Source organism: Streptomyces spiralis (genome assembly GCF_014654675.1).
GTDB lineage: Bacteria > Actinomycetota > Actinomycetes > Streptomycetales > Streptomycetaceae > Streptomyces > Streptomyces spiralis.
On record NZ_BNBC01000038.1, the window covers coordinates 1 to 22,911 of the forward strand.

A 22,911-nucleotide genomic window follows, 5' to 3' on the forward strand; every position below is an offset into this window, starting at 1 on the left:
ACCTTCACCAGGGGTTCGGGGCGAGGTTTGCGCCTGGGCAGCAGCCTGGGGAGTCTCGGCAGCTTCGGCGGCAGGACCCGGACCTTCACCAGCGGCTCGGGGCGGCGGACAGTGCGCCGTCTGATGCGCATGCTCATCCGCCACACCTCGCCCGCGCCACGTGCAGCTCCGGGGTGATCACCTGCTTGGTCTTCGGCAGCACGATCCGGCCGTCGAAGTCGCAGAGGTAGAAGTTGAACCACGAGCCGTACGAGGCGGTCCCCGTCAGCTTCTCGAGCTTGTTCGGCAGCCGCTTCAGGACGCCCTCCACGGTGTTCTCGTTCTTGTTCAGTGTTCCGGTGAGATCGCCGAGCCCGGCGATGTCGTCCTTCAGGGGGGGACGCGCGTCCTTCAGCAGCCCCGACGTGACGTCCGTGAGGTCGCCGATGCTCACCAGCGACTCCCCGATGGGCTTGCGGTCGGCGGACAGCCCCGAGACCACCCGGCGCAGCTGCGTGAGCAGCCCGGAGAAGCGGGAGCCGCGCTTGTCGAGCGTCTCCAGGACGGTGTTGAGGTTGTCGATCACCGACCCGATCAGCTTGTCGCGGTCCGCGAGGGTGCTGGTGAGCGAGGCGGTGTGCGCGAGCAGGCTGTTCACGGTGCCGCCCTCGCCCTGGAGCGTCTGGATGATCTCGGTGGCGAGCTGGTTGACGTCGCTCGGGCTGAGTGCGGCGAACAGCGGCTTGAAGCCGTTCAGCAGGGCGTTGAGGTCCAGCGCCGGCTGGGTCCGGGACAGCGGGATGGTGCCGCCCGGCCGCAGCCGGGCGCTGACGTCGCCTGTGCCCTCGGTGAGCGCGATGTACCGCTGCCCGACCAGGTTGCGGTAACGGACGACCGCGTGGGTCCCGGCGAGCAGCGGCCGGTCCGCGCTGACGGTGAATGTGACCTCGGCCAGGGTCCGGTCCTTGATCCGGATGCCCTCGACCTCTCCTACGCGCACTCCGGCCACCCGGATGTCGTCGCCGGTCTCCAGCCCGGTGACGTCGGTGAACACGGCGTGATAGGTGTCCTTGGGCGTGAAGGAGACGTTGACGATGGTGGCGGCGAGCAGTGCCGTCGCCGCGATCGTGACCAGCGCGAAGAGGCTGAACTTGACCAGCGGGGCGGCGGTCTGCCGGGCTGCTGACCTGCTCATGCGACACTCACCGCCGTTCCGCGTGCGAGCGGCCCGAACAGCAGGGTCGCCACGGGCGGCACCTGGTCCGCTGGGACGCCCATGACGGGGGCCACGAGCGAGCCGACGGCCCGCTGCTCGGCCCGGGTGGCGGACACGTCGGCACCTCCGGGGAGTGCGCCGCCGGAATTTCCGGCCGACGTACCGTCGTCGAGATGGGGCTTCGTCCCGGGCACCTGCGGATGCGGCAGACCGCGGCAGTTCGGGCCGGACCGCTCGCCGTACACCGGCTCCTCACCGGGCCGGTACGCCCCCTGTGGGCGGACGACCTCGAGGGTGATCCGCATCTCGCCGCCCCGGAACGCGTCCTCCGAGGCCCTCTCCTGCCGGACCAGGCCCTGGAACAGGCACGGGTACTCGGGGGAGTAGCGGGCGAACAGCTCCAGCGTGGGGCGGGAGACCCGGCCCAGGGTGATCAGCCGGTCGCCGTTGTCGGACAGGAAGTCGTTCGCCGTGCCCGCCACGGAGGCGGTCGCGCGCAGAGCCGACGCCAACTGGTCCCTCTTCTCGACGATGGTTCGGCTGGTGGTGACCGTGTTGCGCAGGATCCGCATCAGGTCGGGCGCGGCGTCGCCGTACACCTCGGCGACGTCCGCGAACCGCGTGATGTCCTCCGTGAGGGAGGGCATGTGCGGGTTGATACGGCGCAGATAGCCCTCGACCCGGGTGAGGTTGTCGCCGATCCGGTCGCCGCGACCCTCCAGCGCGGTGGCGAACGCCGACAGCGTGGCGTTGAGTTCACCCGGCTGGACCGTGCGCAGGAGCGGCAGCAGGTCGTTCATCAGCTGCTGTACCTCGATGCCGACCTTCGTGCGGTCCTGGGTGATGACGTCACCCGCACGGATGGGCCGCGCCGCCGCGTGCGCAGCGCCGGCGGGAGCGACCAGGTCGACGTACTTCTCGCCGAACAGCGTCTTGGGCAGCAGCCGGGCGTGGACGTCCGAGGGGATGTACGGCACGTACTGCGGCTTGAGCGCGATGTCGAGGGTCGCCTTCGTGCCGTCGGCGTGCACCTCGCGCACCTCGCCGACCAGCAGCCCGCGCAACTTGACGTCGGCGCGTGGGTCGAGCTGGTTTCCGAGGGCGTCGGCCTCCAGGGTGATGGGCACCACGGAGGTGAACGCCTGCTGGTAGACGGCCACCGCGAGCGACAGCAGCAGCGCGAGCACGGCGAGGAACGCGATGCCGTACAGCCTGAGCATCATTCTGCGCATGCGCACCGCTCTCACCCCGCGATCCGTACCGTCGTGTTGGCGCCCCAGATCGCCAGGCTCAGGAAGAAGTCCAGGACGTTGATGGCGACGATCGAGGTCCGCACCGCCCGGCCCACCGCGACACCGACACCGGCCGGGCCGCCGCTCGCGTGGTAGCCGTAGTAGCAGTGCACCAGGATGATCAGCAGGGCGAAGACGATCACCTTGCCGAAGGACCAGAACACGTCGACGGGCGGCAGGTACTGGTGGAAGTAGTGGTCGTACGTGCCGGTCGACTGCCCGTAGTAGTCGGTCGTGATGGTGCGGGCGGCCAGGTACGAGGACAGCAGCCCGATCACGTACAGCGGGATCACCGCGACGAAGCCGGCGATCATCCGCGTCGTCACCAGGAACGGCAGCGACGGGACGCCCATCACCTCCAGCGCGTCGGTCTCCTCGCTGATCCGCATCGCACCGAGCTGCGCGGTGAACCCGGCGCCGACCGTCGCGGACAGGGCGAGTCCGGCCACCAGCGGGGCGATCTCCCGGGTGTTGAAGTACGCCGACAGGAACGCCACGAAGTTGGAGGTGCCGAGCTGGTTGAGGGCCGCGTAGCCCTGGAGGCCGACCTCGGTGCCGGTGAAGAAGGACAGGAACGCGATCACGCCGACCGTGCCGCCGACGACAGCGAGCGCGCCGCGCCCGAAACTCACCTCGGCGAGCAGCCGCAGGATCTCCTTCTTGTAGCGGCGCAGGGTTCGGCCCGTCCAGGCCAAAGAGCGCCCGTAGAAGGACAGCTGGGAGCCCAGCTCTTCGAGCGAGCGAAAGGGGCGATCGAGGAGTTCTCGCGGTCTCATCGGCTAACCCCTCTGCGGGACGACCTGGAAGTACACGGCAGTCATCACGAAGTTCGTCACGAACAGCAACATGAAGGTGATCACCACGGACTGGTTGACGGCATCGCCCACGCCCTTCGGACCGCCCTGCGCCGTCAGCCCCTTGTACGAGGCGACGATCGCCGCGATGGCCCCGAACACCAGCGCCTTGATCTCCGCCGCCCACAGGTCCGACAACTGGGCGAGGGTGGTGAAGGACGCCAGGTAGGCACCCGGCGTCCCGTGCTGGAGGACGACGTTGAAGAAGTAGCCGCCCGCGACACCGACCACCGAGACGAGGCCGTTGAGCAGCACGGCCACCACCATCGACGCCAGCACCCGCGGTACGACGAGCCGGTGGATCGGGTCGATGCCGAGCACCTGCATCGCGTCGATCTCGTCCCGGATCTTGCGTGCCCCGAGGTCCGCGCAGATCGCCGTGCCCCCCGCGCCCGCGATCAGCAGCGCGGTGACGATCGGCGATGCCTCCCGCAGCACGGCGAGCACGGACGCGGCACCGGAGAAGGACTGCGCGCCCAACTGCCGGGTCAGGCTGCCGATCTGCAGCGCGATGACCGCGCCGAAGGGGATCGAGACCAGAGCCGTCGGCAGGATCGTGACGCTCGCGACGAACCACGCCTGCTGGATGAACTCCCTCGCCTGGAAGGGCCGCCGGGGCAGGGACCGGACGACGTCCAGCGCCATCGCGAAGAGGCTGCCCGAGTGCCGGAGCGCACCTGTCGGGGAGAGCCTCATGCGCCTCTCACCCCCGTCCCGTGCAGTTCTGCCTCGCGTCTCGCGATCGCCTCCCAGCGGGGCGGGCGGGTGATGCCGGGGCCGGGGAGCAGGCGGGGAGTGAGCGCATCGGCCGGGCCGCCCTCGTCGATCTGGGCCAGCTCCTGCTCGACCTGGGCCGCGTCCTTCTCCTCCGCCATGCCGATCGGCCCCTGCATCCGGCCGTTCAGGAACTGCCGCACCACGGGCTCGTCACTGGCCAGCAGCTCCTCGCGGGGCCCGAACATCACCAGCTCGCGCCGGAACAGCAGCCCGATGTTGTCCGGGACCTGGCGGGCCGAGGCGATGTCGTGGGTGACGATCAGGAAGGTCGCGTCGATCTGTGCGTTGAGGTCGACGATGAGCTGATTGAGGTAGGCCACTCGGACCGGGTCCAGACCCGAGTCCGGTTCGTCGAACAGGATGATCTCCGGGTCGAGGACCAGGGCACGGGCGAGCCCGGCCCGTTTGCGCATACCGCCGGAGATTTCGCCGGGCAGCTTCCCCTCGGCGCCGATCAGCCCGACCATGTCCATCTTTTCGAGGACGATCCGGCTGATCTCGCTCTCGGACTTGCGGGTGTGCTCGCGCAGCGGGAAGGCGATGTTGTCGTAAAGGTTCATCGAGCCGAACAACGCACCGTCCTGGAACAGCACGCCGAACAGCTTCCGCACCTCGTACAGGTCGCGTTCGCGCAGGCGGGTGATGTCCCGGCCCGCGACCTTCACCGAGCCCTGTTCCGGCTTCAGCAGCCCCACGAGCGTCTTGAGGAAAACCGACTTGCCCGTCCCCGAAGGGCCGAGCATCACCGAGACCTCCCCGGCGGGCAGGGTCAGCGAGACGTCCTGCCAGATGACCTGGTGGCCGAAGGACTTGGTCAGCCCTTCCACACAGATCTCGACACCCATCCGGTTCCATCCTTCGCCCGTGGAGCAGCTCCGACATCTGCTCTACGGGGAGGGGAGGGGCGTCCGTCGCGGCGGACTGAGATTTTTTGCGGACGCGTGAACGGGGGCGCTACGGCAGCTTCGGCGCCGGCGTCGTCGGGGCGGGGACGGAGAGCGGAACGGCCGGTACGGCCGAGGCCGGGGGAAGCGACGGGATCGACGAGGCGGCCGACGTCGTCGGGAGGTCCGGCACGGTGGTCGGCAGGCTCGGCACGGTGGTCGGCAGGCCCGGAACCTTCGGCACCTCGGGCACCTGCGGCACCGGCAGCTTCGGGAGCGGCGACGCGGACACCTCCGGCAGGGACGGCACCGGCACTCGCAGCGGCAAGGACGTTCCCCCGATGGGTGTGGGCGTCCGGCCCCGAGCCCCGGACGCCGAGGGCGAGGGGGCGGGCGTCCCGGGGGCGCGCCCCCGGCCCGCGGCCTCGCCGCCCACGACCTGCGCGTCGCTGGATATGGCCGGCCGCGGGGCCGGACTGTTCCCGTTTCCGCCCTCGTCGAGCGCGTACGGCAGCATGAACCCCGCCACCACCAGGGTCGCCGCCGTCGAGGTGACCGCGACCGCCTGGGCGTTGCCGCCCCCGCGCAGCCGCCCGCGCCCGACCAGGAACAGCGCCACCCCGAGCGTCCCGGCCAGCGAGGCGCGCAGCGTCCGCCGGGCCCGGGCGAGCAGCGACTCGACGGTCCGGTAGCTGAGCCCCATCCGCATCGCGACCTGGCTCACGTCCAGGTCCTCGGACCTCAGCCGAAGCGCCTCCGCCTGCCGGGCGGGCAGTTCACCGCTGCGCACGGCGAGCCACTTCGCCTCGGCCCGGTCGCACACCGCCTCCTCGACGGGTATCGGGCCCGGCGCGACGAGTGTCGGGCGGCTGCCCACCTCGGCCTCGCGGTGGACCTGCCGGTACCGGTCGACACACAGCCGCATCGTCACCGTCGTCAGCCAGGCACCGAGGCGCTCGTCGTCGAGGTCCGGGCGCTCCGCTGCTCGCAGCATCGCCTCGTGAACGGCATCCTCGGCGTCCTCCTGGCTCATGGATCGCCGCCGGGCCACCTTGAGCAGCTGCTCGCGATGGCTCCACATGCGCTGCCAACGCTCGTCGGCGGCCGCTGTGTCCGCAGACATGTCCGTCGCCATGAGGGCCCCTTCGCGCGCACCCGCCGGTCCTGTGCTTCCGACGACGGCGACATTACCGCCGGGTAGGGCAGTTGTGGAGGGGGGAGACGCCCATCGCGTTTCAGCCGTTGCCGGTGGTCAGCGGCCCCGTGTCGGGCAGCACACCTCCGCCGGGCAGTGTGAGGGTCGGTTCGGGGACGGGAACCGGCGGCGCCCCGGACTCCTTCGCAACGCCGGCCGTGGGGGACGGGCTGGGGGAGGGCGAGGTGGGTGCCGTCGACGGCGTGCGCGAAGGACCAGGGCCCGGCTTCCGGCCATCCGACGGCTTCGACGGTGAGGGCTTCGGCCTCTTCGGGCGGGACGGCTCCGGCCGGTCCGGCCGGGATCCGCCGGACGCGTCCGGCACCACGTGGTGACCGGTCAGGTAGTACGCGTACCACGCCTTGACGGTGCGCAGATAGGCGATCGAGTGGTTGTAGCCCAGGATCGCCCGGTCCAGGTCGGCAAGGGTCGACAGGTCGCGGCCACCCGCGCACAGGTAGCGGCCGGCGGCAAGCGCCGCATCGTAGACGTTGTTCGGGTCCCTCCGTCCGTCGCCGTTGCCGTCCGCTCCCCAGCGGGCCCAGGTGGACGGGATGAACTGCATCGGGCCGACCGCGCGGTCGTACACCGCGTCCCCGTCGTACGCGCCGCCGTCCGTGTCCGCCACGACGGCGAAGGCGCCGCCGGTCAGCCGCGGACCGAGGACGGGCGTCACAGTCGTACCGTCCCCAGTCACCCGGCCACCCCGCGCCTGCCCGGACTCCACTTGGCCGATCGCGGCCAGCAGCTGCCAGCGCAGCCCGCAGTGTGGCGCGCTGCGCGCCAGCTCCTCCTCGGCACGTCGGTACGCGGCGAACACGCTCGCGGGCAGGGCACCGCCGTCCGTCACTCCCTGTGCCGCGCCCTTCTTCCGCGTCGGCAGCGGGGGAAGAGCGGTGCGGTACGGGGTGTCGCCGGACACGCTGAGGCCGTGCTCGGCGGGCGCCGCCCTCCGCGCGGGCTCCGCGGCCTCGGCCGAGACCGCCCTCGGCGCCTGCGACGCCGTCAGCACTGCCATCGCCGCCGCCGCGATCGCCGTCCCCCTGGCACCCCTCAGTGCCCCTTTGAGTGCACGCGCTGCCACTGTGCAGCCTCCTCCGTGGGTGAATCCGTCGTCTGCTCTACGCCGGCGGGGGGCAGGTCCGTCGCGCGGAACCGGGCTGGATCGGGCGAGCGCCTCTTCGGAAGGGGGATATGCATGCGCGTCAGTGAGGAACGTAGCCTGCAAGTCAGAGTTGCGCTGGGTGACTTCGTTCAGAAGCAGAGTGCATGCGGATACTTGGAACTGGCCGACTCGTGGCTTGATGGCAAGAGGCAGGACGTGTGGGGCAGCGTCCCACAAGGTCTTCCAACGGCGAGCGAGGAGCACATCGACGTCCTGCACCAAGCCGGATGCTGGAACGGCGGGCCGCCGTTGACGCAGATGGGTCGCAAGGGACTCCTGGGTCCTGCTGCGCCAACGGAACGAAGCATGAAGAGGGCTTTCAAGGGGAGTTGCAGTACCTCACGCACGTCGTCGTGGGTGCAGCGTCCTTGCCGAACGGCAGTGGTGAAGTCGTCCAGGGCGGCGTGGTGCCGTCCTCTGGGGCGGCCGAGGATCGCAACACACCGGCGGCGGTCGCTCCCCCCTCGCTGTGCTCCTCAGGCTTCTTGCCTCGCGGGGGCGGGAGACTCCCCCGAGCCTCGGGCGATCAGTCGTGTGGGGACGGTGATGGTGCGGGCGCGGGAGCGGTCGCCGTCGAGGCGTGCCAGGGCGGCGGCCGCTGCTGCCCTGCCGATTTCCTCGGGGTTCTGGGCGACGACGGTCAAGGCCGGTTCGAGCACCTCGGCGAGCGGCACGTCGTCGAAGGCGACGACGGCGATGTCCTTCCGCGCGCTGCGGGCGAGCTCGGTGACGATTCCCAGGGCGACGATGTTGTTGCCGGCGAACAGAGCTGTGGGGGGTTCCGGCAGGCTCAGCAGCCGGCGTGTGACGGCGGAAGCCCCCTGCTGGTCGTGGGCGTTGGTGACCAGGGAGCGGTCGGAGGGGAGACCGGCTTCCTGTAGCGCCGAGCGGTATCCCGCCAGGCGCTCTCGGCGTGTGTACAGCTTGGTGGGAAGGTCGCCGATGAATGCGATGCGTCGGTGGCCGTGGGCGATCAGGTGGGCGACGCCGTCGTGGGCGCCCGCGCGGTTGGAGCTGACGACGCTGTCCGTGGACAGTCCCGCTCCCGGACGGTCGATGAAGACGACGGGCAGGCCGGCGGCGCGGTGGGCCTTGAGGTGGGAGTGGTCCGCGCCGACCGACGGCACGACCATCAGGATGCTGACGCGGCGGGCGAGGAACTTGTCCGTGAGTGCGCGTTCTCGGTCGGGATCGTCCGCGGAGGAGCCCATGAGCAGGGTCAGTCCGCGGTCGCGGACGGTGTCCTCGATGCTGCCGGCCACGGCTCCGAAGAAGGGGTTGCCGAGGTCGGGGACGACCAGTCCGATGGTGGTGTCGGGTCCGCCGACGCGGATGTTGCGTGCCATGAGGTTCGGCTGGAAGCCGAGTTTGGCCACGGCGGCGAGAACCTGTTCCCTGGTCCGGGCTGAGGCGTACCCGTCCTCGTTGAGGACGCGGGAGACCGTCTTGGCGCTGACGCCCACTTCGCGTGCGACGTCGGCCAGGGTGGGGCGGCGGTTCGCTGCCATGAGGAAAACGTCTCCTGTGCTCGTCGGTTCCGGCCGCGGCCTCGGCCGGAAACCTGTGAGTGGTGAGTCGTGTGTTCAGGTGGCCTGCACTCCGGCGGCCTTTGCGGCCTCGGAGTCCGCCACGACAGTACCTCCAGCCTCGTCGACGCTGAGTGCGCCGGTCATGATGGCCACGACCTCCGCCATGGAGTAGTCGGAGGGCTTGATCAGTGCGGCGCGCCGGCCGAGCCGGTGGACATGGATCCGGTCGGCGATCTCGAAGACGTGGGGCATGTTGTGGCTGATGAGGACGACGGGCATGCCCTTGTCGCGTACGCGGCGGATGAGGTCCAGGACCTGGCCGGACTCCTTGACCCCGAGGGCGGCGGTGGGTTCGTCCATGACGACGACGCTGCGGGCCCAGGCGACGGAACGGGCCACGGCGACGGCCTGCCGCTGTCCGCCGGAGAGGGTTTCGACCGCCTGCGTGAGCGAGCGCAGACCGATCTTCAGGTCGGCCATGTGCTCGGCGGCCTCATGGCGCATGCGCTTCTTGTCGAGCATGCGGAAGACATTGCCGAGGAAGCCGGGGCGGCGCAGTTCGCGGCCCAGGAACATGTTGGAGGCGATGTCCATGGAGGCGGCCACCGCGAGATCCTGGTAGACCGTCTCGATACCGTGCGCGCGTGCGCTCTGCGGTCCGGTGAACTGGACGGGTTCGCCGTTGAGGCGTATCTCGCCGGCGTCGGGGGCGACGGCACCGGTGAGTGCCTTGATCAGGCTGGTCTTGCCGGCTCCGTTGTCACCTATGACGGCGAGGACCTCGCCGGGCAGCAGGTCGAAGTCGGCGCCGTCGATGGCGGTGACGTGGCCGTAGCGCTTGACCAGGCCACGGGCCTGCAGGACGGGGGTGGTGGAGGTCGTGGCGGTCATCGGGCCCTCTTCCGGGAGATCTGGTCGACGGTCACCGCGAGGATCACCAGGACGCCGGTGATCAGGGTCTGGTAGACGGAGGCGACGCCCATCAGCTGCAGACCGTTACGGAAGACGCCGACGATGAGCACACCGATGAAGGTGCCCAGAACGGATCCGCGTCCGCCGAAGAGGCTGGTGCCCCCGAGAACCACGGCGGTGATGCTGTCGAGGTTGTCGGTCTGCCCGGCCTGGGGGTCGCCGACGCCGGTGCGCGAGATGAGCAGCAGGGCGGCGATCCCGTACAGCAGACCGGCCACGGTATAGATGCCGATGGTCAGCCTGGAGGTGCGGATGCCGTTCAGCCGGGCCGCTTCCTGGCTATTGCCCAGGGCGTAGACGTGCCGGCCCCATCCGGTGCTGCTCAGCGCGTAGGCGAGCAGGAGGAAGAGGGCGATGGTGACCAGGGAGCCGTAGGTGATGTCGGTGTGGCCGAGTGGGAAGGTCTGCCCGAGGGCCGTCAGCGGCCCGGGCAGACTGGTGACGGTCTGCTCCTTGGAGTAGATGTGGGTCAGCGCGAAGGCGACGTTGAGCATGCCGAGGGTCACGATGAAGGGCGGCAGCGGGATCTTCTGCACCAGCAACCCGTTGATCAGGCCGAAACCGCCGCAGATGACCAGGCCCAGCCCGATGGCGAGGAGTGGCGGCAGGGAGCCCTCGGCGGCCATCTTGGCGATCACGATGCTGCCGAACGCCATCACGGCGCCGCAGGACAGGTCGATGCCCGCCGTGAGGATGATCAGGGTCTGTCCGATGGCGAGGGTGCCGACCACCATGACTTGCTGCACGATCAGCGAGAAGTTCCCGCCCGTGAGGAACTGGTCGGTCGAGACGGCGAAGAAGACACAGGCAAGAAGGAGCGCGACCAACGGGCCGGTGGTCGGGGCCGTGAGCAGTCTGCGCGCCGTGCTCGGCGCCGCGAGTTCGGCGTACGGCGTTGTTGTGGCTGTCATGCGAAGTGAAGTCCTTGTCGGAGACAGAAGTCCTGGTCGAAGGAGACAGGCCCGTGGCGGAGGACGCCGGACCTGTGCCGAGGACACGAGGGCGGCCGGCCCTGTTCGGAGGGTGGGGACGACCGCCCCGTTCAGGGGGTTGCGGACGGTGACCACTTGGGGCGGGCGTTTCAGCCCCAGCAGTTCTCCAGGCCATAGGCGGTGTCCTTGGAAGTGACCCCTGCTTGCGTCTTGTCGGTGATCAGGTTGACGCCGGTGTCGGTGTAACCGGACGCCTTCTTGCCGTCCTTGGCATACGTCACGACGGCCTTGACGCCCTCGGCGGCCATCTTGAGCGGGTACTGCTGCGAGGTCGCCGCGATCTTGCCGTCCTTGACCGCCTGGGTGCCGGTGCAGCCGCCGTCGACGGAGACGATCAGGACGTCCTTCTCCCGGCCCTTGGCCTTGAGCGCGGTGTACGCGCCCAGTGCGGCCGGCTCGTTGATCGTGTAGACGACGTTGATGCCCGGTTCCTTCTGCAGGCAGTTCTCCATCGCCGTCTGGCCCTTGGCCTGGTCGCCGCCGGTGTCCTGGGCGCAGAGGACGTCCTTGTCGGTGGCGCCGAAGCCCTTCAGGAAGCCGTCGTGCCGCTGGACTCCGACGGAGACGCCGGGAGCCAGGTCGAGAGTGGCGATCTTGGCCGTCTTGCCCTTCATGGCTGCCTTGGCGTATTCGCCGATCAGCTCCCCGGCCTTGAGGTTGTTGGTGGCGAAGAGGGCATCGACCGCGCTCTGCGGGTCGGTCGGGGTGTCCAGGGCGATGACCAGGACGCCCTTGGCACGGGCCTTCTGAATCGCGGGAACGATCGCCTTGGAGTCACTGGGGGTGATCAGGATGCCCTTCACACCCGAGGCGACCATGTTCTCCATCGCGGTGACCTGACCGGCGTTGTCTCCGTCGAACTTGCCCGCTGCGGTGACCAGTTGGGCGCCGCTGTCCTTCGCGGCCTTCTCCGCGCCCTCCTTCATCTTCACGAAGAACGGGTTGGTGTCGGTCTTGGTGATCAGGCCGACCTTGACGCTGCCCGAGCCGGTGCTCGCGGAATCCGATCCGGAGCCGGACCCGCAGGCCGTCAGGGTGAGGGCCGCGACGCCCGTGCAAGCGGCGACTCTGAGAAGGGAGAGGGCCGGGCGAGTGGTGCGAGACATGAGGGACTCCTGCGGGATTGCGATTGGCGCGGCCGGCATCGGAGCATGCCGTCCCGGGATGTCATCGATGACTTATGTCATCGTTGACATGACCTGCCGAGGATGATGGACTCCGGCTCCCGGCAACGTCAATGCCTTGCACCCGTCACAAATCCGCAACGCCGACGGCGGCCCGTCCGCGCCCGACGGCTGTCGTCCGTCGGCAGAGCTGGTCGGCGGTCAGGACGTGATGTGCCCGGTTTTGCCCGTCCGATCCGAGAGAAGAGCAGCCATGAACCCCTGCCGGATCACCGTCGTGGGCGAGTGCGTCGCGGACGCACTCGCCGAATCCACTGGTACCGCGAACGAACTTGCCCTGCGCGTGATGCCCGGTGGCGGCCCCGCGAACACGGCCGTGGCCCTGGCCCGGCTGGGCACCCCGACCCGTTTCCTCGCACGGCTGTCCGACGACGTCTTCGGCCGCCTGTTCCAGGCGCACCTGCAGGAATCCGGGGTGGACCTGTCACATGCAGTCCGGGCCACGGAGCCCAGCACGCTGGCCGTGGCGGAACTGGACGCTCAGGGTCAAGCGGCGTTTTCCTTCCATGCGCAGAACACCGCCGACTGGCAGTGGACCGCAGCGGAGTTGGCCGGGGTGGACCTGTCCGCGACCGCCTGCGTTCACACCGGGTCGCTCGCGCTGGTCAGGGAACCCGGGGGTGCGGTGGTTGAGGAGTTCCTGGCATCAGCCTCCGCGGAGGCCACCGTCAGCATCGACCCCAACGTCCGGCCGCTGCTCGTGAGCCCCGAGGTCTACCGGTCGAAGCTGGAGCACTGGTGCCACCTCGCGGATGTGCTGCGGCTGAGCGAAGACGACCTTTCGCTCCTCCTGCCCGGCACGCCACCCGAGGAGGCGTGCGACATCTGGCACGCGGCGGGAGCGCGGCTCGTCGTGATCACGCGTGGTGCCGGCGGAGCCCTGGCCTCCCTGGACGGCGAGCGGGTACAACTGCCCGCGGTGACGACGCGGGTGGTCGACACGATCGGGGCGGGGGACTCCTTCACCGCCGGGCTGCTGCACCACCTCGGCGCCCTCGGACTCCTCGGTGGCCGACTGGCCGACCTCCGGATCGGTGATGTCGCGGAAGCCTGCCGGTTCGCCCTTCAGGTCGCCGCTCTGACCTGCTCGACCGCCGGTCCCAATCCGCCGTGGCGGCACCAGTTGGAGCCGCTCGCGACGGTCGAGTGCGCCTGACCGGGCAGGCGAGTCACGCCGGGGCTGTTCGGTGGGAACCGTTGACGCATCGGCCGCACTGGCCGATTATCAGGCCCACTCGATGTCATCGATGACACAGGTCAACGATGACATCTCTCTGTCGGCACCGTGCACGACAACGCCGGCAAGACGTCACTTCCCGGTTCGTCCGCCTTGGGCAGCAGGTTCCGCTGCGGGGGCGGCCACAGCACAGGAGACACCATGAACTCCGGACGTGTGTCCCGGCATGCCCGCAGACAGATGATCGCCGCGGTGGCCACCGTCTGTGCCCTGTCCGCAGCGCCGCTCGCCCCTCGGGCCGTCGCTGCCGGCACTCCGCCGTACACCGAGACCTACCGGCCCCAGTTTCACTTCACGCCGGAGAAGAACTGGATGAACGACCCCAACGGCCTCGTGTACTACAAGGGCGAGTACCACCTCTTCTACCAGTACAACCCCAACGGCAACTCCTGGGGCGACATGTCCTGGGGGCACGCGGTGAGCACGGACCTCGTGCACTGGAAGCAACTGCCGCTCGCCCTGTCGTACGACGACAACGAAATGGTCTTCTCCGGTAGCGCGGTCGTCGACTGGAACAACACCACCGGTTTCGGCACCGAGAAGAACCCGCCCATGGTGGCGGTCTACACCAGCTACTCCAAGGCCACCGGCAGGCAGGCCCAGTCGCTCGCCTACAGCACCGACCGCGGCCGCACCTGGACCAAGTACCAGGGCAATCCCGTACTCGACGTCGGCTCCACCGACTTCCGCGACCCCAAGGTCCAGTGGTACGCGCCGACCAAGAGCTGGCTGATGACCGTGTCGCTGTCCACCGAGCACAAGGTGCGGTTCTACTCGTCCAAGAACCTCAAGGACTGGAACCTGCTCAGCGAGTTCGGACCGGCCGGTGCGACGGGCGGAGTCTGGGAGTGCCCGGACCTGTTCCCCCTCGCGGTCGACGGGGACGAGAAGAACATCAAGTGGGTCCTGGTCGTCAACATCAACCCCGGGGGCATCACCGGCGGTTCGGGCGCCCAGTACTTCCTCGGCGACTTCGACGGCAAGAAGTTCACCGCCGAGGACAAGGGCACGTACACCCCGCCTGCCGGCACGGTCGTGCAGGACTTCGAGAGCCCCCACTTCGGTACGTGGACGTCCGCCGGCACCGCGTTCGGCCAGGGCCCGGCGTCCGGTGCGCTCGACGGGCAGGGGATCGTCGACGGCTTCGCCGGCAACGGCCTTGCCAGCAGCTTCCACACAGGCGACGGCGCCACCGGCACCCTCACCTCTCCCGCCTTCACCGTCGACAGCCCCTATCTGAACTTCAAGGTCGGCGGCGGACGGCACCCACACCAGGCCGGCACCGTCCTGGAACGGGGGCCGTTGCCCGAGGGCACGGTCCTCGCCGACTTCGAAGGCGGCACCTACGGCGCCTGGACGATGACCGGAGACGCCTTCGGCACCGCTCCCGCCACCGGCAGCCTCCCCGGCCAGCAGCAGGTCACCGGCTTTCTCGGCAGCGGCTTGGCCAACACCTTTCAGAACGGCGACTCCACGACCGGCAGTCTCACCTCCCCCGAATTCACCATCAACAAGGACTACGTCAACTTCCTTATCGGCGGCGGCGACCATCCCGCAGGCCAGGACAACCCCACCGCCGTCGAACTCCTCGTCGACGGCAAGGTGGTCCGCAGCGCCACCGGAGACGACGACGAGGCACTCGACTGGCATTCCTGGGACGTCCGTGACCTCGCCGGCAAGAAGGCGCGGATAAAGGTCGTCGACGACAACACCGGCGGCTGGGGCCACATCAACGTCGACCACGTCATGCTCTCCGACACCCGGGCCCAGCCCGTCTCCCGGGAAACATCCGTCAACCTGCTCGTCGACGGTCAGGTCGTCCGCAGCGCCACCGGTTCCGACAGTGAGACCCTGGACTGGGCCTCCTTCGACATGCGCCCCTACGCCGGCAAGAAGGCACAGATCCAGATCGCCGACATGAACACGGGTGGGTGGGGCCACATCATGGCCGATCAGTTCACCACCGCCAACGCTCCAGCCCGGTCGGTCGTGCAGCGCGCCGACTGGGTCGACTACGGCAAGGACTACTACGCGGCCGTGTCCTGGGAGAACGCGCCGGGCGACAAGCGGTACATGATCGGCTGGATGAACGACTGGGAATACGGCGGCTCCCTCCCCACGTCCCCCTGGCGCGGGGCGCAGAGCATCCCCCGCCAGATGGCCCTGCGCACCGTCGACGGCCGGATCCGGCTGATGAGCGAGCCGGTGAAGAGCCTGTCGTCCCTGCGGGTGGGCCGCTCGGCGACGGCGGCAGGGGTCACCGTGACGAGCACCTCACAGCCCCTGACCGACCCCGCGGCCGAGGGCAGGGCACTCGACATCGAGGCGACCTTCTCGCTCAAGGACGCCGAAAGGTTCGGCCTCAAGGTGCGCACCGGTGCTGGGGGAGAGGAGACCGTCATCGGGTACGACACCACGACACACGAACTGTACGTCGACCGCACCCACTCCAACGCCGTGGACTTCAACGGCGCCTTCCCCGGCGTCCAGCGCGCACCGCTGCAGGCCAAGAACGGCAAGGTGAAGCTGCGCATACTCGTCGACTGGTCGTCCGTCGAAGTCTTCGGCGGCAGCGGCGAGGCAGTGATCACCGACCAGATCTTCCCCGACCCCACCAGTCAGGGAGTGCAGGTCTTCGCCGAGAACGGCTCGGTGACGCTGGACCGGGCCCGCGTCCGGCACCTCGGCTCCTATCGCGACTGACCCCCGACCAGCCCGACCGCAGAGGACACCACACCATGAGCAAGACCCTGTTCGCCCAGTTCACCGCCCGCGAGGGTGCGCAGGACGAAGTCGCGCGCCTGCTGCGGGACTACGCCGCAAGGGTGCGCGAGGAGAACGGCAACCTCCTCTTCGACGTCTACACCAAGGCGTCCCAGCCCCGCTCCTACTGGATTTTCGAGGTGTACGAGGACGAGGCCGCCTTCCAAAGGCACCTGAAGGCTCCGCACGGCGGCCCGTTCAATGCCGCACTGGGCCCGCTGATCGAAGAGCACGCCTCCCGCCTGACCTTTCTCGATCCGGTGGACCTGACGTCCCTCGCCCCGATGGCCTGACGTCGGCCGGCCCGTCGTGCGGTTCCGGCCCCTCGGAGCACCGCAGAGGAGCCCGCCAGGAGGGGACTGCCGGTGCGCCGCGCTGTGGCTGGCCGAGGCCGCCTACAGAGCGTCGCCAGTGGCCTCTTCGGCGCTGGTGGATGGGGGTCGGACGGCAATCCGCGCGGGCCGGTTCGCAGTGCGCGGCGGCGACCGGCAGGCCAACGCCGCCTGGGTGCCGGACGGTCCTCACCGGCCACGGCCACCGCCGTCTGCGTCGCCGCGCTGTCCCCGCTGCGCACCCGGCTCCAGCGGTGGGTCGACCAACGGTTCCACCCCGCTCGGCAGGCCGCGCCGACGGCCGTTCAAGGTCTGCGCGGCCGAATGGACGCCGGGCGGGCCCGGCCGGAGCAGTTGGAGCAGGCGCTGCGCGAGGCGTTGCGCGGTGCAGGTGTGTCTGGGAGTCCTCAGGTCCGCAGGTAGGAGGCACCGTTGAGGTCGAGTACCGTTCCGGACGACCAGGCGGCCTGCGGTGAGGCCAGGTAGAGCACGGCGGCGGCTACTTCCTCGGGCGTCCCGACCCGTCCGAACGGGCTCTGGCTGCGCAACGTCTCGCCGCCTGGGCCCGCCATCTTGGGGGCCTGCCGTTCGGTCGCGACGAAGCCTGGTGCCACCGAGGTCACCGCGATGCCGTGCGGTGCCAGCGCGACGGCCATCGACTGCCCGAAAGCGTGCAGTGCTGCCTTGCTCGCGCCGTACGCGGGAAAGTCGGGCTCACCCCGGAAAGCGCCGCGGGAGCCGATGTTGACGATGCTGCCCGTGCCGCCGCGGTCGATGAGGTGCCGGGCGACGCAGTAGGTCACGTTCGCCGCGCCGAGCAGGTTGACGTCGACCATGCGGTGCCAGATGCGCTGCCAGTCTGCGTAGGACACGTCGGTCACGGAGTGCCGGGTGTCGGCGGACGGTGCGGCGGCTGCGTTGTTGACCAGGACGTCGATCCCGCCCAGCGTCCGCACGGCGCCTTCGACAATGTCCTGCGCCGCTTGCGGATCGCCGAGATCGCCCGAGAGCAGGGCGTGGCCGGAGCCGGGCAGTCGGCGCAGCGTTTCCTCGGCGTCGGCGCGGTTGGCCGCGTAGTGCACTCCCACGCGGTCTCCGAGCTCGGCGAACGCCAGGGCCACAGCCCGGCCGATCCCGCGCGACGCCCCGGTGACCAGCACCCGCCTCATCGCGTGAAGACCTGGGACTCGTCGCGGAACGCCTTGAACTCCAGCGCGTTGCCGGCCGGATCGGTAAGGAACATCGTCCACTGCTCCGCCGGCCGGCCGGGGAAGCGGCGATAGGGCTCGATGACGAACTCGACACTCGCCGCGCGGAGTCGGTCGGCGAGCGTGTGGAAGTCCTCGGTCGACAGCAGCAGCCCGAAGTGCGGAACAGGCACCGCGTGCCCGTCGACCTCGCTGCTCCCGGCGGACACAGGGCCACCGGGGACCACGTGGGTCACCAACTGGTGGCCGTGCAGGTCCCAATCGACCCAGTGGCCGGTGGACCGTCCCTCGCTCAGCCCGAGGACATTCCCGTAGAACTGGCGTGCGGCTTCCAGATCGTCGACCGGTATGGCCAGGTGGACGGCGGGACGCACGGACATGTGAACGCTCCTTCGACTCGGTGCGCTCTGACCTTGTATCAGTCAATGTCGAATGTCAACATTAGGACATGACTGTCGCACCGCTCCCCAAAGCCAGTCGCCGTGGACTGGCGCAAGAGGCCGCCGACCTCATACGCGAGGCGATCTTCACCGGCCACTTCCCGCCCGGAGCGCAGCTGCGTGAGGTCGAACTCGCCGCCTCGCTGGGAGTCAGCCGCGGATCGGTGCGTGAAGGACTCGCGCTCCTCGAACGCGAGGGGCTCGTCCACAGCGTCTGGCACCGTGGCACCACCGTCGTCGACGTCACCGCCCAGGACGTCGAGGAGGTCTACACCCTGCGCGCCGCGCTGGACCGCCTCGCGGCGACCAGTGCGCAGAGGAACGCGACTGCCGACCAGCTGACCGAACTCGACACCCTCGTCCGTGCGATGGCGCAAGAGATCAGCGGCGACGCGTCCGGGGCGACGCTGCTCGCACTGGACATCGCCTTCCACGACCGGATCTACGACGCCGCGAACAACCGCAGGCTCGTCGAGGCATGGCGCGCCGTGCGCTCGCAGATCTACCTGTTCCAGCTCCGCCGTATCGCCCTCGGTCATGAGCACTACCGTGCTCGCGTTGTGGACGAACACCGCGAGCTGGTGACGCTCCTGCGTGCAGACGACCGTGAGACGCTGGCCCGGCGCGCCGAAGAACACGTCGACTCCGCTCGCTGCAGCCTGCTCGCCGGCCTGAGCCCCTCGATGTGACGCCGCAGGCCACTGGCGGCGCGCCATGAGCGACATCGCTGCCGCCCCCGACCGGCGGTGACGACGGTGCGCGCCACGTGAGAGGAGGCCGGCGTGCCCGAGGCGCCGGCCTCCTTTCTTCTGCCCCACCCGCCTTGCACCTGCGTGCTCAGGTCGAAGGCGGCGCTGCGGGGGAGCGGTGGCTCAGTTGCGGATGAGAAGGACCAGACCGGCGAGCACGACGGCGAGCGCCACGGCGGCGGCTCCGTACACCAGCCGGTGCGCGCGCAGCCCGGGCAGGAAACGGTCGGCGGCGATCCTGCCGGGCCCGGTGAGGGCCAGTCCGGCCGCACCGGCGGTCAGCAGGACTTCGTACTCGACGCCCTGCGGAGCGAAGAAGCCGCCGCCCCACTTGACGGCCAGGGCGTTGATCATCGTGCCGAGGACGGCCGCACCGGCGAGCGGCGTCAGCAGGCCGAGCACCAGGCCGAGCCCGCCGAGGGTCTCGCTCAGTCCGGCGATCGCGGCCATCGTCTCGCCCGAGGGGTAGCCGCTCATCGTGAAGAACTGCCCGGTGCCCTTGAGGCCCCCGCCGCCGAACCAGCCGAACAGTTTCTGCGCACCGTGCGCTGCGACGGTCAGTCCGAGGACCACGCGGACGATCAGCAACCCGGCGTCGTAGGCGTGCGGCGAGGTGCCCTCGGCGACGGCGGAGGAGGAAGCGGTGGAGCGGGCGAGGGTGGCAGCCATGTGGAACGGATCTTTCAGAAGGGGACGAGAGAGTCACTTGAATCTTCAAGCTTCTATCTGAGGATAGCGGATACGTGAAACTTCAATGATTTCTGCGTCCCTCCCGGGCGTGCCGGTGTCACCGTGTCGCTCCGGCCGAGGCGGCTGCTCGACACTCCTCGACCACCCCGTCCTGGGAGCACCTCACCCTGGAGGCGCCCTTATATCGGACGTATCTGGTTTTTTCCGCCTTCTCAGGGTTGATTCAGACGGTTCTCATGATCGCGGGGCATTCTCTTTTCCGTGACCGAGAGCTTTCACGGCGGCGAGGATGTCGGCGACACCGCTCGACCCATCGAACGTCGGCGGTGTGGGCTCGGCGCGAAGCTCCGCTTCGGCTTCCAGAGCCGGGCGGGCGCCCTGCCGGGCGAGATGCGTAAGGAGTACGACATGAGCAACCAGGTTCTGCACGTCGGCCCCGCCGGAGTCCTCCTGGTCCCGGAGGCGTACGAGAACGACGCACCGGCGAGGCGAGTCCCGGAGGTATCGGTTCCGCACCTGATGGGCTTGCGCACCAGCGCGGCGCGCCCCCACCGCCGCAAGGTGCCGCTGTGCCGTCTCGCCCCGGCGCTGGCCTGAGCCGGGACTGCCGTCCCGGCCGCGGGCGCTCGGGGTCCGGTGTGGATTGCGGACATCTACGACCTGGGTCCAGGGGGAGCAGGTCCCCGTCGGCGGCGACAGCGACCTGCTCCCCATCGGCCCCTGGTGGGGTCAGTCGCCGTCGGCGGCGACGGAGACCTGCTCCCAGTCGGCCCAGGTCTGCAGCCGCTCGGCGTACAGGTTCTTGACCATGCGGGTGGGCGCGGCGCCGAACAGCACCCGCAGCGGCGGCTGTTCGGCGTCGACGACCTTCAGCAGCGCCGCGGCGGCGGCCTTCGGGTCGCCCAACTTGGTCTGTGCAGCCATCGCGGCCAGCGCGTCCCGGACCGGCTGGTAGACGTCGATCGGCGCGGCGTGCGCGGCGGAGGCGCCGCCCCAGTCGGTGCCGAAGCCGCCCGGCTCGACCAGTGTGACCTTGATGCCGAAGGCGGCGACCTCCTGGGCGAGCGACTCGCTCAGCCCTTCCAGGGCCCACTTCGAGGCGTGGTAGAGACCCAGGGACGGGAAGGCGAGAACGCCGCCCATGGAGGAGATCTGCACGATGTGCCCGCTGCCCTGGCGGCGCAGGATGGGCAGCACGGCCTGGGTGACGTTCAGCGCGCCGAAGAAGTTGGTGTCCATCTGCGCGCGGGCCTGCTGCTCGCTGACCTCCTCGACCATGCCGAACAGGCCGTAGCCGGCGTTGTTGACCACCACGTCCAGGCGGCCGAAGCGTTCGTGTGCCGCTGTGACGGCCTCCTGCACGGCCTGGCGGTCGGTGACGTCCAGCGTCAGCGGCAGGACCGCGTCACCGTGGACATCGACCAGATCCTTCAGTGCCTCAGTGTTGCGGGCAGTCGCGGCCACCCGGTCACCACGGGACAGGGCCGCCTCGGTGAAGTCCCGGCCGAAGCCGCGGGACGCGCCGGTGATGAACCAGATCTTGCTCATGTCATTGCCTCTTGAATCTGTCGTGATCAATCGCGGGTGGGGGGATCGTCGGCCCAGGTCAGAAGGGATGAACGCCCCTCGCGGGCTCTTCGCAGGTGCGCCGCGGCCGTCCCTGGGGGTGGTCGCACAAGCGCAGGCTGTGGGTCGGCCCGGTCGCGCCGGGGTTCAGTCCTCCGCAGAGAACTAATATGAACCTCGGTTCATCATCTATAGTGAATCACAGTTCACGTTTCCGCAAGCGCACACCCAGACCAGCCCTGGAGCACGTCATGACCTCGGCCAGACCACTGCGCGCCGACGCCGTCCGCAACCGGAAGAAGATCCTCAACGCCGCCCGGGAACAGATCGCCGCACACGGACCCGACATCGGCATGGACGAGATCGCCACCGCCGCCGGCGTGGCCGTCGGCACGCTCTACCGGCACTTCCCCGCGAAGACCGACCTTGTGGCAGCCGTCATCGCCGACTGGCTCGAACGGGTCGCCGACGACGCCGAAGCCGCCGCCGCACGGACCACGGCCGGATCCCGCGCACTGGACGAGATCGCCGCCTTCCTCCAGCACTTCCTGGAAACCGCCGCCAACGACATGGCCGTCAAAGCCGCCGCCCGCACCATCGGCGCCGACACCGACCCCGACACGCCCGTCCAGCGCGTCACCACGGCACTGAACACACTCATCCACGCCGGACAAGCCGAAGGCGACATCCACCCCGACGTCACCCTCGCCGACTTCTACCTGCTCCTCGACAACGCCCCCACCAACCAGACCCCAGAAGCCACCGCCCGCTGGCTCACCCTCCTCCTGCCCGGCCTCACCACCCAAGGCCGCCCGGACACGACCGCATGACGCCGCAGGGCACCCCGTGCCGACCCGCTCGGGGGACGGACGGCCGGATGCCGCGTCGTCGCAGGCAGGCGCGGACCTGGGGGAGCCGTCGCCCTGGTCGGCGTTCCCAGGCTCGAGCCGGGTGTCCGGACGCCCCGCCCCGACCCTGGGGACGCCGATCGAGCTGCACGATCGTGGAATAGCCCCCCACCAGCCGGCCGATGCCCCGGTCTGCGGACCGTGTCCGAACAGCTGACCGGCGTCACGTTCCCCGTCTGAGCCCGGCGGGCCGGGCGGGCGCCCCGCCACCACACCCGGCGACCTGACGGAACAAGCACCACGACAGAACAGGAGTTCCGTGCGCATCATCATCTTCGGTGCCACCGGCATGGTGGGCCAGGGAGTGCTGGACGCCTGCCTTCGCGACGACGCGGTCACCGATGTCCTCTCCATCGGCCGCACGCCCACCGGCCGCACCCACCCCAAGCTTCACGAGACCCACCACGAGCACTTCACCGACTTCACCTCGATCCAGGAACAACTGGCCGGATACGACGGCTGCTTCTACTGCCTGGGCACCTCGGCATTCGGCATGACCGAGGCCGACTACCGGGTGGTCTCCTACGACTTTCCACTGGCCGCCGCCCGCGCCCTGCTGGCCGCCGGCCCCGACATCGCCTTCTGCTACGTCTCCGGCGCCGGCACCGACGGCACGGGCAAGACCCGCATGATGTGGGCGCGCGTCAAGGGCGAGACCGAGAACGCCCTGCTGGAGCTGACCCCGCGGGCTTACATGTTCCGCCCCGGCTTCATCATGCCCCTGCCCGGTACCACGGCGAAGACCAAGTCCTACGCCTTGCTCTACCGCGCCCTGGCACCGCTGTATCCGCTGCTTCGGCGCATCGTTCCGAACCACGTCAGCAGCAGCGTGCAAGTGGGACAATCCATGATCCAGACCGTCCACGCCGGAGCGCCCCGAAGAGTCCTGGCCACAGCCGACATCAACGAAGCGGCCGCGTCCCGACCCCCGACGCCGTAACACCGAATCCGCGCACGGCCACCCTGGTTCCGACTGGCC

At 69.5% G+C, this 22,911-nt stretch carries 22 protein-coding genes; 7 read left to right on the top strand and 15 right to left on the bottom strand.

Features of this window, described 5'->3' with window-relative positions; all coding sequences use genetic code 11:
* Positions 1–133: 133 nt before the first annotated feature.
* The 11 genes from IE318_RS31250 to IE318_RS31300 form a co-directional block, all read right to left on the bottom strand.
* Complete coding sequence (locus IE318_RS31250) at positions 134–1,174, bottom strand: MCE family protein (RefSeq protein ID WP_189905744.1); 1,041 nt, start codon at positions 1,172–1,174, stop codon at positions 134–136.
* Positions 1,171–2,427, bottom strand: coding sequence for an MCE family protein (locus IE318_RS31255; RefSeq protein ID WP_189905881.1), 1,257 nt, complete (start codon positions 2,425–2,427; stop codon positions 1,171–1,173). The genes IE318_RS31250 and IE318_RS31255 overlap by 4 nt, the downstream gene beginning before the upstream one ends.
* A gap of 11 nt (positions 2,428–2,438) precedes the next feature.
* Positions 2,439–3,263 carry an MlaE family ABC transporter permease gene (locus IE318_RS31260; protein WP_189905746.1) on the bottom strand — a complete coding sequence of 275 codons (825 nt, stop codon included), beginning with the start codon at positions 3,261–3,263 and terminating at the stop codon, positions 2,439–2,441.
* A gap of 3 nt (positions 3,264–3,266) precedes the next feature.
* Complete coding sequence (locus IE318_RS31265) at positions 3,267–4,037, bottom strand: MlaE family ABC transporter permease (RefSeq protein WP_030177999.1); 771 nt, start codon at positions 4,035–4,037, stop codon at positions 3,267–3,269.
* Positions 4,034–4,963, bottom strand: coding sequence for an ABC transporter ATP-binding protein (locus IE318_RS31270; protein WP_189905748.1), 930 nt, complete (start codon positions 4,961–4,963; stop codon positions 4,034–4,036). The genes IE318_RS31265 and IE318_RS31270 overlap by 4 nt, the downstream gene beginning before the upstream one ends.
* A gap of 109 nt (positions 4,964–5,072) precedes the next feature.
* Complete coding sequence (locus tag IE318_RS31275) at positions 5,073–6,125, bottom strand: RNA polymerase sigma factor (RefSeq protein WP_229903852.1); 1,053 nt, start codon at positions 6,123–6,125, stop codon at positions 5,073–5,075.
* A 112-nt stretch (positions 6,126–6,237) separates the two neighbouring features.
* The gene (locus IE318_RS31280; RefSeq protein ID WP_308438606.1) at positions 6,238–7,281 is read right to left on the bottom strand and encodes a lytic transglycosylase domain-containing protein; all 1,044 of its coding nucleotides are present in this window, start codon (positions 7,279–7,281) and stop codon (positions 6,238–6,240) included.
* Between the two features lie 557 nt (positions 7,282–7,838).
* Complete coding sequence (locus IE318_RS31285) at positions 7,839–8,870, bottom strand: LacI family DNA-binding transcriptional regulator (RefSeq protein WP_189905752.1); 1,032 nt, start codon at positions 8,868–8,870, stop codon at positions 7,839–7,841.
* A gap of 75 nt (positions 8,871–8,945) precedes the next feature.
* Positions 8,946–9,782: an ATP-binding cassette domain-containing protein gene (locus IE318_RS31290; RefSeq protein ID WP_189905754.1), complete on the bottom strand. Its 837-nt coding sequence runs from the start codon at positions 9,780–9,782 to the stop codon at positions 8,946–8,948.
* Positions 9,779–10,774 carry an ABC transporter permease gene (locus IE318_RS31295; RefSeq protein WP_189905755.1) on the bottom strand — a complete coding sequence of 332 codons (996 nt, stop codon included), beginning with the start codon at positions 10,772–10,774 and terminating at the stop codon, positions 9,779–9,781. The genes IE318_RS31290 and IE318_RS31295 overlap by 4 nt, the downstream gene beginning before the upstream one ends.
* A gap of 170 nt (positions 10,775–10,944) precedes the next feature.
* Positions 10,945–11,961, bottom strand: a complete 1,017-nt coding sequence (locus IE318_RS31300) for a sugar ABC transporter substrate-binding protein (protein ID WP_189905757.1) — start codon at positions 11,959–11,961, stop codon at positions 10,945–10,947.
* A 271-nt stretch (positions 11,962–12,232) separates the two neighbouring features.
* Here IE318_RS31300 and IE318_RS31305 point away from each other — a divergent pair, with 271 nt between their 5' ends.
* The 3 genes from IE318_RS31305 (at position 12,233) to IE318_RS31315 (ending at position 16,332) form a co-directional block, all read left to right on the top strand.
* Entirely contained in the window at positions 12,233–13,195 is a 963-nt protein-coding gene (locus IE318_RS31305) for a carbohydrate kinase family protein (RefSeq protein ID WP_189905759.1), read from the top strand.
* Positions 13,196–13,417: 222 nt separating this feature from the next.
* A complete protein-coding gene (locus tag IE318_RS31310) occupies positions 13,418–15,979 on the top strand; it encodes a glycoside hydrolase family 32 protein (RefSeq protein ID WP_189905761.1) in 2,562 nt (853 codons plus the stop codon).
* A gap of 35 nt (positions 15,980–16,014) precedes the next feature.
* Entirely contained in the window at positions 16,015–16,332 is a 318-nt protein-coding gene (locus tag IE318_RS31315; protein WP_189905763.1) for a putative quinol monooxygenase, read from the top strand.
* 446 nt (positions 16,333–16,778) lie between these two features.
* On the opposite strand, the gene IE318_RS31320 is transcribed toward IE318_RS31315, so the two are convergent.
* Positions 16,779–17,540: an SDR family NAD(P)-dependent oxidoreductase gene (locus tag IE318_RS31320; RefSeq protein ID WP_086729285.1), complete on the bottom strand. Its 762-nt coding sequence runs from the start codon at positions 17,538–17,540 to the stop codon at positions 16,779–16,781.
* A complete protein-coding gene (locus IE318_RS31325; protein ID WP_189905765.1) occupies positions 17,537–17,959 on the bottom strand; it encodes a VOC family protein in 423 nt (140 codons plus the stop codon). The genes IE318_RS31320 and IE318_RS31325 overlap by 4 nt, the downstream gene beginning before the upstream one ends.
* Before the next feature lie 68 nt (positions 17,960–18,027).
* On the opposite strand from IE318_RS31325, the gene IE318_RS31330 reads away from it, so the two are divergent.
* Positions 18,028–18,708, top strand: coding sequence for a GntR family transcriptional regulator (locus tag IE318_RS31330; protein ID WP_189905767.1), 681 nt, complete (start codon positions 18,028–18,030; stop codon positions 18,706–18,708).
* Positions 18,709–18,891: 183 nt separating this feature from the next.
* On the opposite strand, the gene IE318_RS31335 is transcribed toward IE318_RS31330, so the two are convergent.
* Positions 18,892–19,437 (bottom strand): DoxX family protein, encoded by a 546-nt coding sequence (locus IE318_RS31335; RefSeq protein WP_189905769.1) that lies wholly within the window; start codon positions 19,435–19,437, stop codon positions 18,892–18,894.
* A 282-nt stretch (positions 19,438–19,719) separates the two neighbouring features.
* On the opposite strand from IE318_RS31335, the gene IE318_RS46380 reads away from it, so the two are divergent.
* Positions 19,720–20,055, top strand: coding sequence for a hypothetical protein (locus tag IE318_RS46380; RefSeq protein ID WP_308438607.1), 336 nt, complete (start codon positions 19,720–19,722; stop codon positions 20,053–20,055).
* A 132-nt stretch (positions 20,056–20,187) separates the two neighbouring features.
* Here IE318_RS46380 and IE318_RS31345 read toward each other — a convergent pair whose 3' ends face one another.
* Positions 20,188–21,006, bottom strand: a complete 819-nt coding sequence (locus tag IE318_RS31345; protein WP_189905771.1) for an SDR family oxidoreductase — start codon at positions 21,004–21,006, stop codon at positions 20,188–20,190.
* 269 nt (positions 21,007–21,275) lie between these two features.
* Here IE318_RS31345 and IE318_RS31350 point away from each other — a divergent pair, with 269 nt between their 5' ends.
* Together IE318_RS31350 and IE318_RS31355 are read left to right on the top strand one after the other, a co-directional pair.
* Positions 21,276–21,854 carry a TetR/AcrR family transcriptional regulator gene (locus IE318_RS31350; RefSeq protein WP_189905773.1) on the top strand — a complete coding sequence of 193 codons (579 nt, stop codon included), beginning with the start codon at positions 21,276–21,278 and terminating at the stop codon, positions 21,852–21,854.
* 337 nt (positions 21,855–22,191) lie between these two features.
* Positions 22,192–22,872: a Rossmann-fold NAD(P)-binding domain-containing protein gene (locus IE318_RS31355; protein ID WP_189905776.1), complete on the top strand. Its 681-nt coding sequence runs from the start codon at positions 22,192–22,194 to the stop codon at positions 22,870–22,872.
* Positions 22,873–22,911 lie beyond the last annotated feature (39 nt).

Excerpts from the sequence above, each read along its gene's own strand:
- IE318_RS31250 (WP_189905744.1), bottom strand. The coding sequence starts at position 1,174 with ATGAGCAGGTCAGCAGCCCGGCAGACCGCCGCCCCGCTGGTCAAGTTC.
- IE318_RS31255 (WP_189905881.1), bottom strand. The coding sequence starts at position 2,427 with ATGCGCAGAATGATGCTCAGGCTGTACGGCATCGCGTTCCTCGCCGTG.
- IE318_RS31260 (WP_189905746.1), bottom strand. The coding sequence starts at position 3,263 with ATGAGACCGCGAGAACTCCTCGATCGCCCCTTTCGCTCGCTCGAAGAG.
- IE318_RS31265 (WP_030177999.1), bottom strand. The coding sequence starts at position 4,037 with ATGAGGCTCTCCCCGACAGGTGCGCTCCGGCACTCGGGCAGCCTCTTC.
- IE318_RS31270 (WP_189905748.1), bottom strand. The coding sequence starts at position 4,963 with ATGGGTGTCGAGATCTGTGTGGAAGGGCTGACCAAGTCCTTCGGCCAC.
- IE318_RS31275 (WP_229903852.1), bottom strand. The coding sequence starts at position 6,125 with ATGTCTGCGGACACAGCGGCCGCCGACGAGCGTTGGCAGCGCATGTGG.
- IE318_RS31285 (WP_189905752.1), bottom strand. The coding sequence starts at position 8,870 with ATGGCAGCGAACCGCCGCCCCACCCTGGCCGACGTCGCACGCGAAGTG.
- IE318_RS31290 (WP_189905754.1), bottom strand. The coding sequence starts at position 9,782 with ATGACCGCCACGACCTCCACCACCCCCGTCCTGCAGGCCCGTGGCCTG.
- IE318_RS31295 (WP_189905755.1), bottom strand. The coding sequence starts at position 10,774 with ATGACAGCCACAACAACGCCGTACGCCGAACTCGCGGCGCCGAGCACG.
- IE318_RS31300 (WP_189905757.1), bottom strand. The coding sequence starts at position 11,961 with ATGTCTCGCACCACTCGCCCGGCCCTCTCCCTTCTCAGAGTCGCCGCT.
- IE318_RS31305 (WP_189905759.1), top strand. The coding sequence starts at position 12,233 with ATGAACCCCTGCCGGATCACCGTCGTGGGCGAGTGCGTCGCGGACGCA.
- IE318_RS31310 (WP_189905761.1), top strand. The coding sequence starts at position 13,418 with ATGAACTCCGGACGTGTGTCCCGGCATGCCCGCAGACAGATGATCGCC.
- IE318_RS31315 (WP_189905763.1), top strand. The coding sequence starts at position 16,015 with ATGAGCAAGACCCTGTTCGCCCAGTTCACCGCCCGCGAGGGTGCGCAG.
- IE318_RS31320 (WP_086729285.1), bottom strand. The coding sequence starts at position 17,540 with ATGAGGCGGGTGCTGGTCACCGGGGCGTCGCGCGGGATCGGCCGGGCT.
- IE318_RS31325 (WP_189905765.1), bottom strand. The coding sequence starts at position 17,959 with ATGTCCGTGCGTCCCGCCGTCCACCTGGCCATACCGGTCGACGATCTG.
- IE318_RS31330 (WP_189905767.1), top strand. The coding sequence starts at position 18,028 with ATGACTGTCGCACCGCTCCCCAAAGCCAGTCGCCGTGGACTGGCGCAA.
- IE318_RS31335 (WP_189905769.1), bottom strand. The coding sequence starts at position 19,437 with ATGGCTGCCACCCTCGCCCGCTCCACCGCTTCCTCCTCCGCCGTCGCC.
- IE318_RS31345 (WP_189905771.1), bottom strand. The coding sequence starts at position 21,006 with ATGAGCAAGATCTGGTTCATCACCGGCGCGTCCCGCGGCTTCGGCCGG.
- IE318_RS31350 (WP_189905773.1), top strand. The coding sequence starts at position 21,276 with ATGACCTCGGCCAGACCACTGCGCGCCGACGCCGTCCGCAACCGGAAG.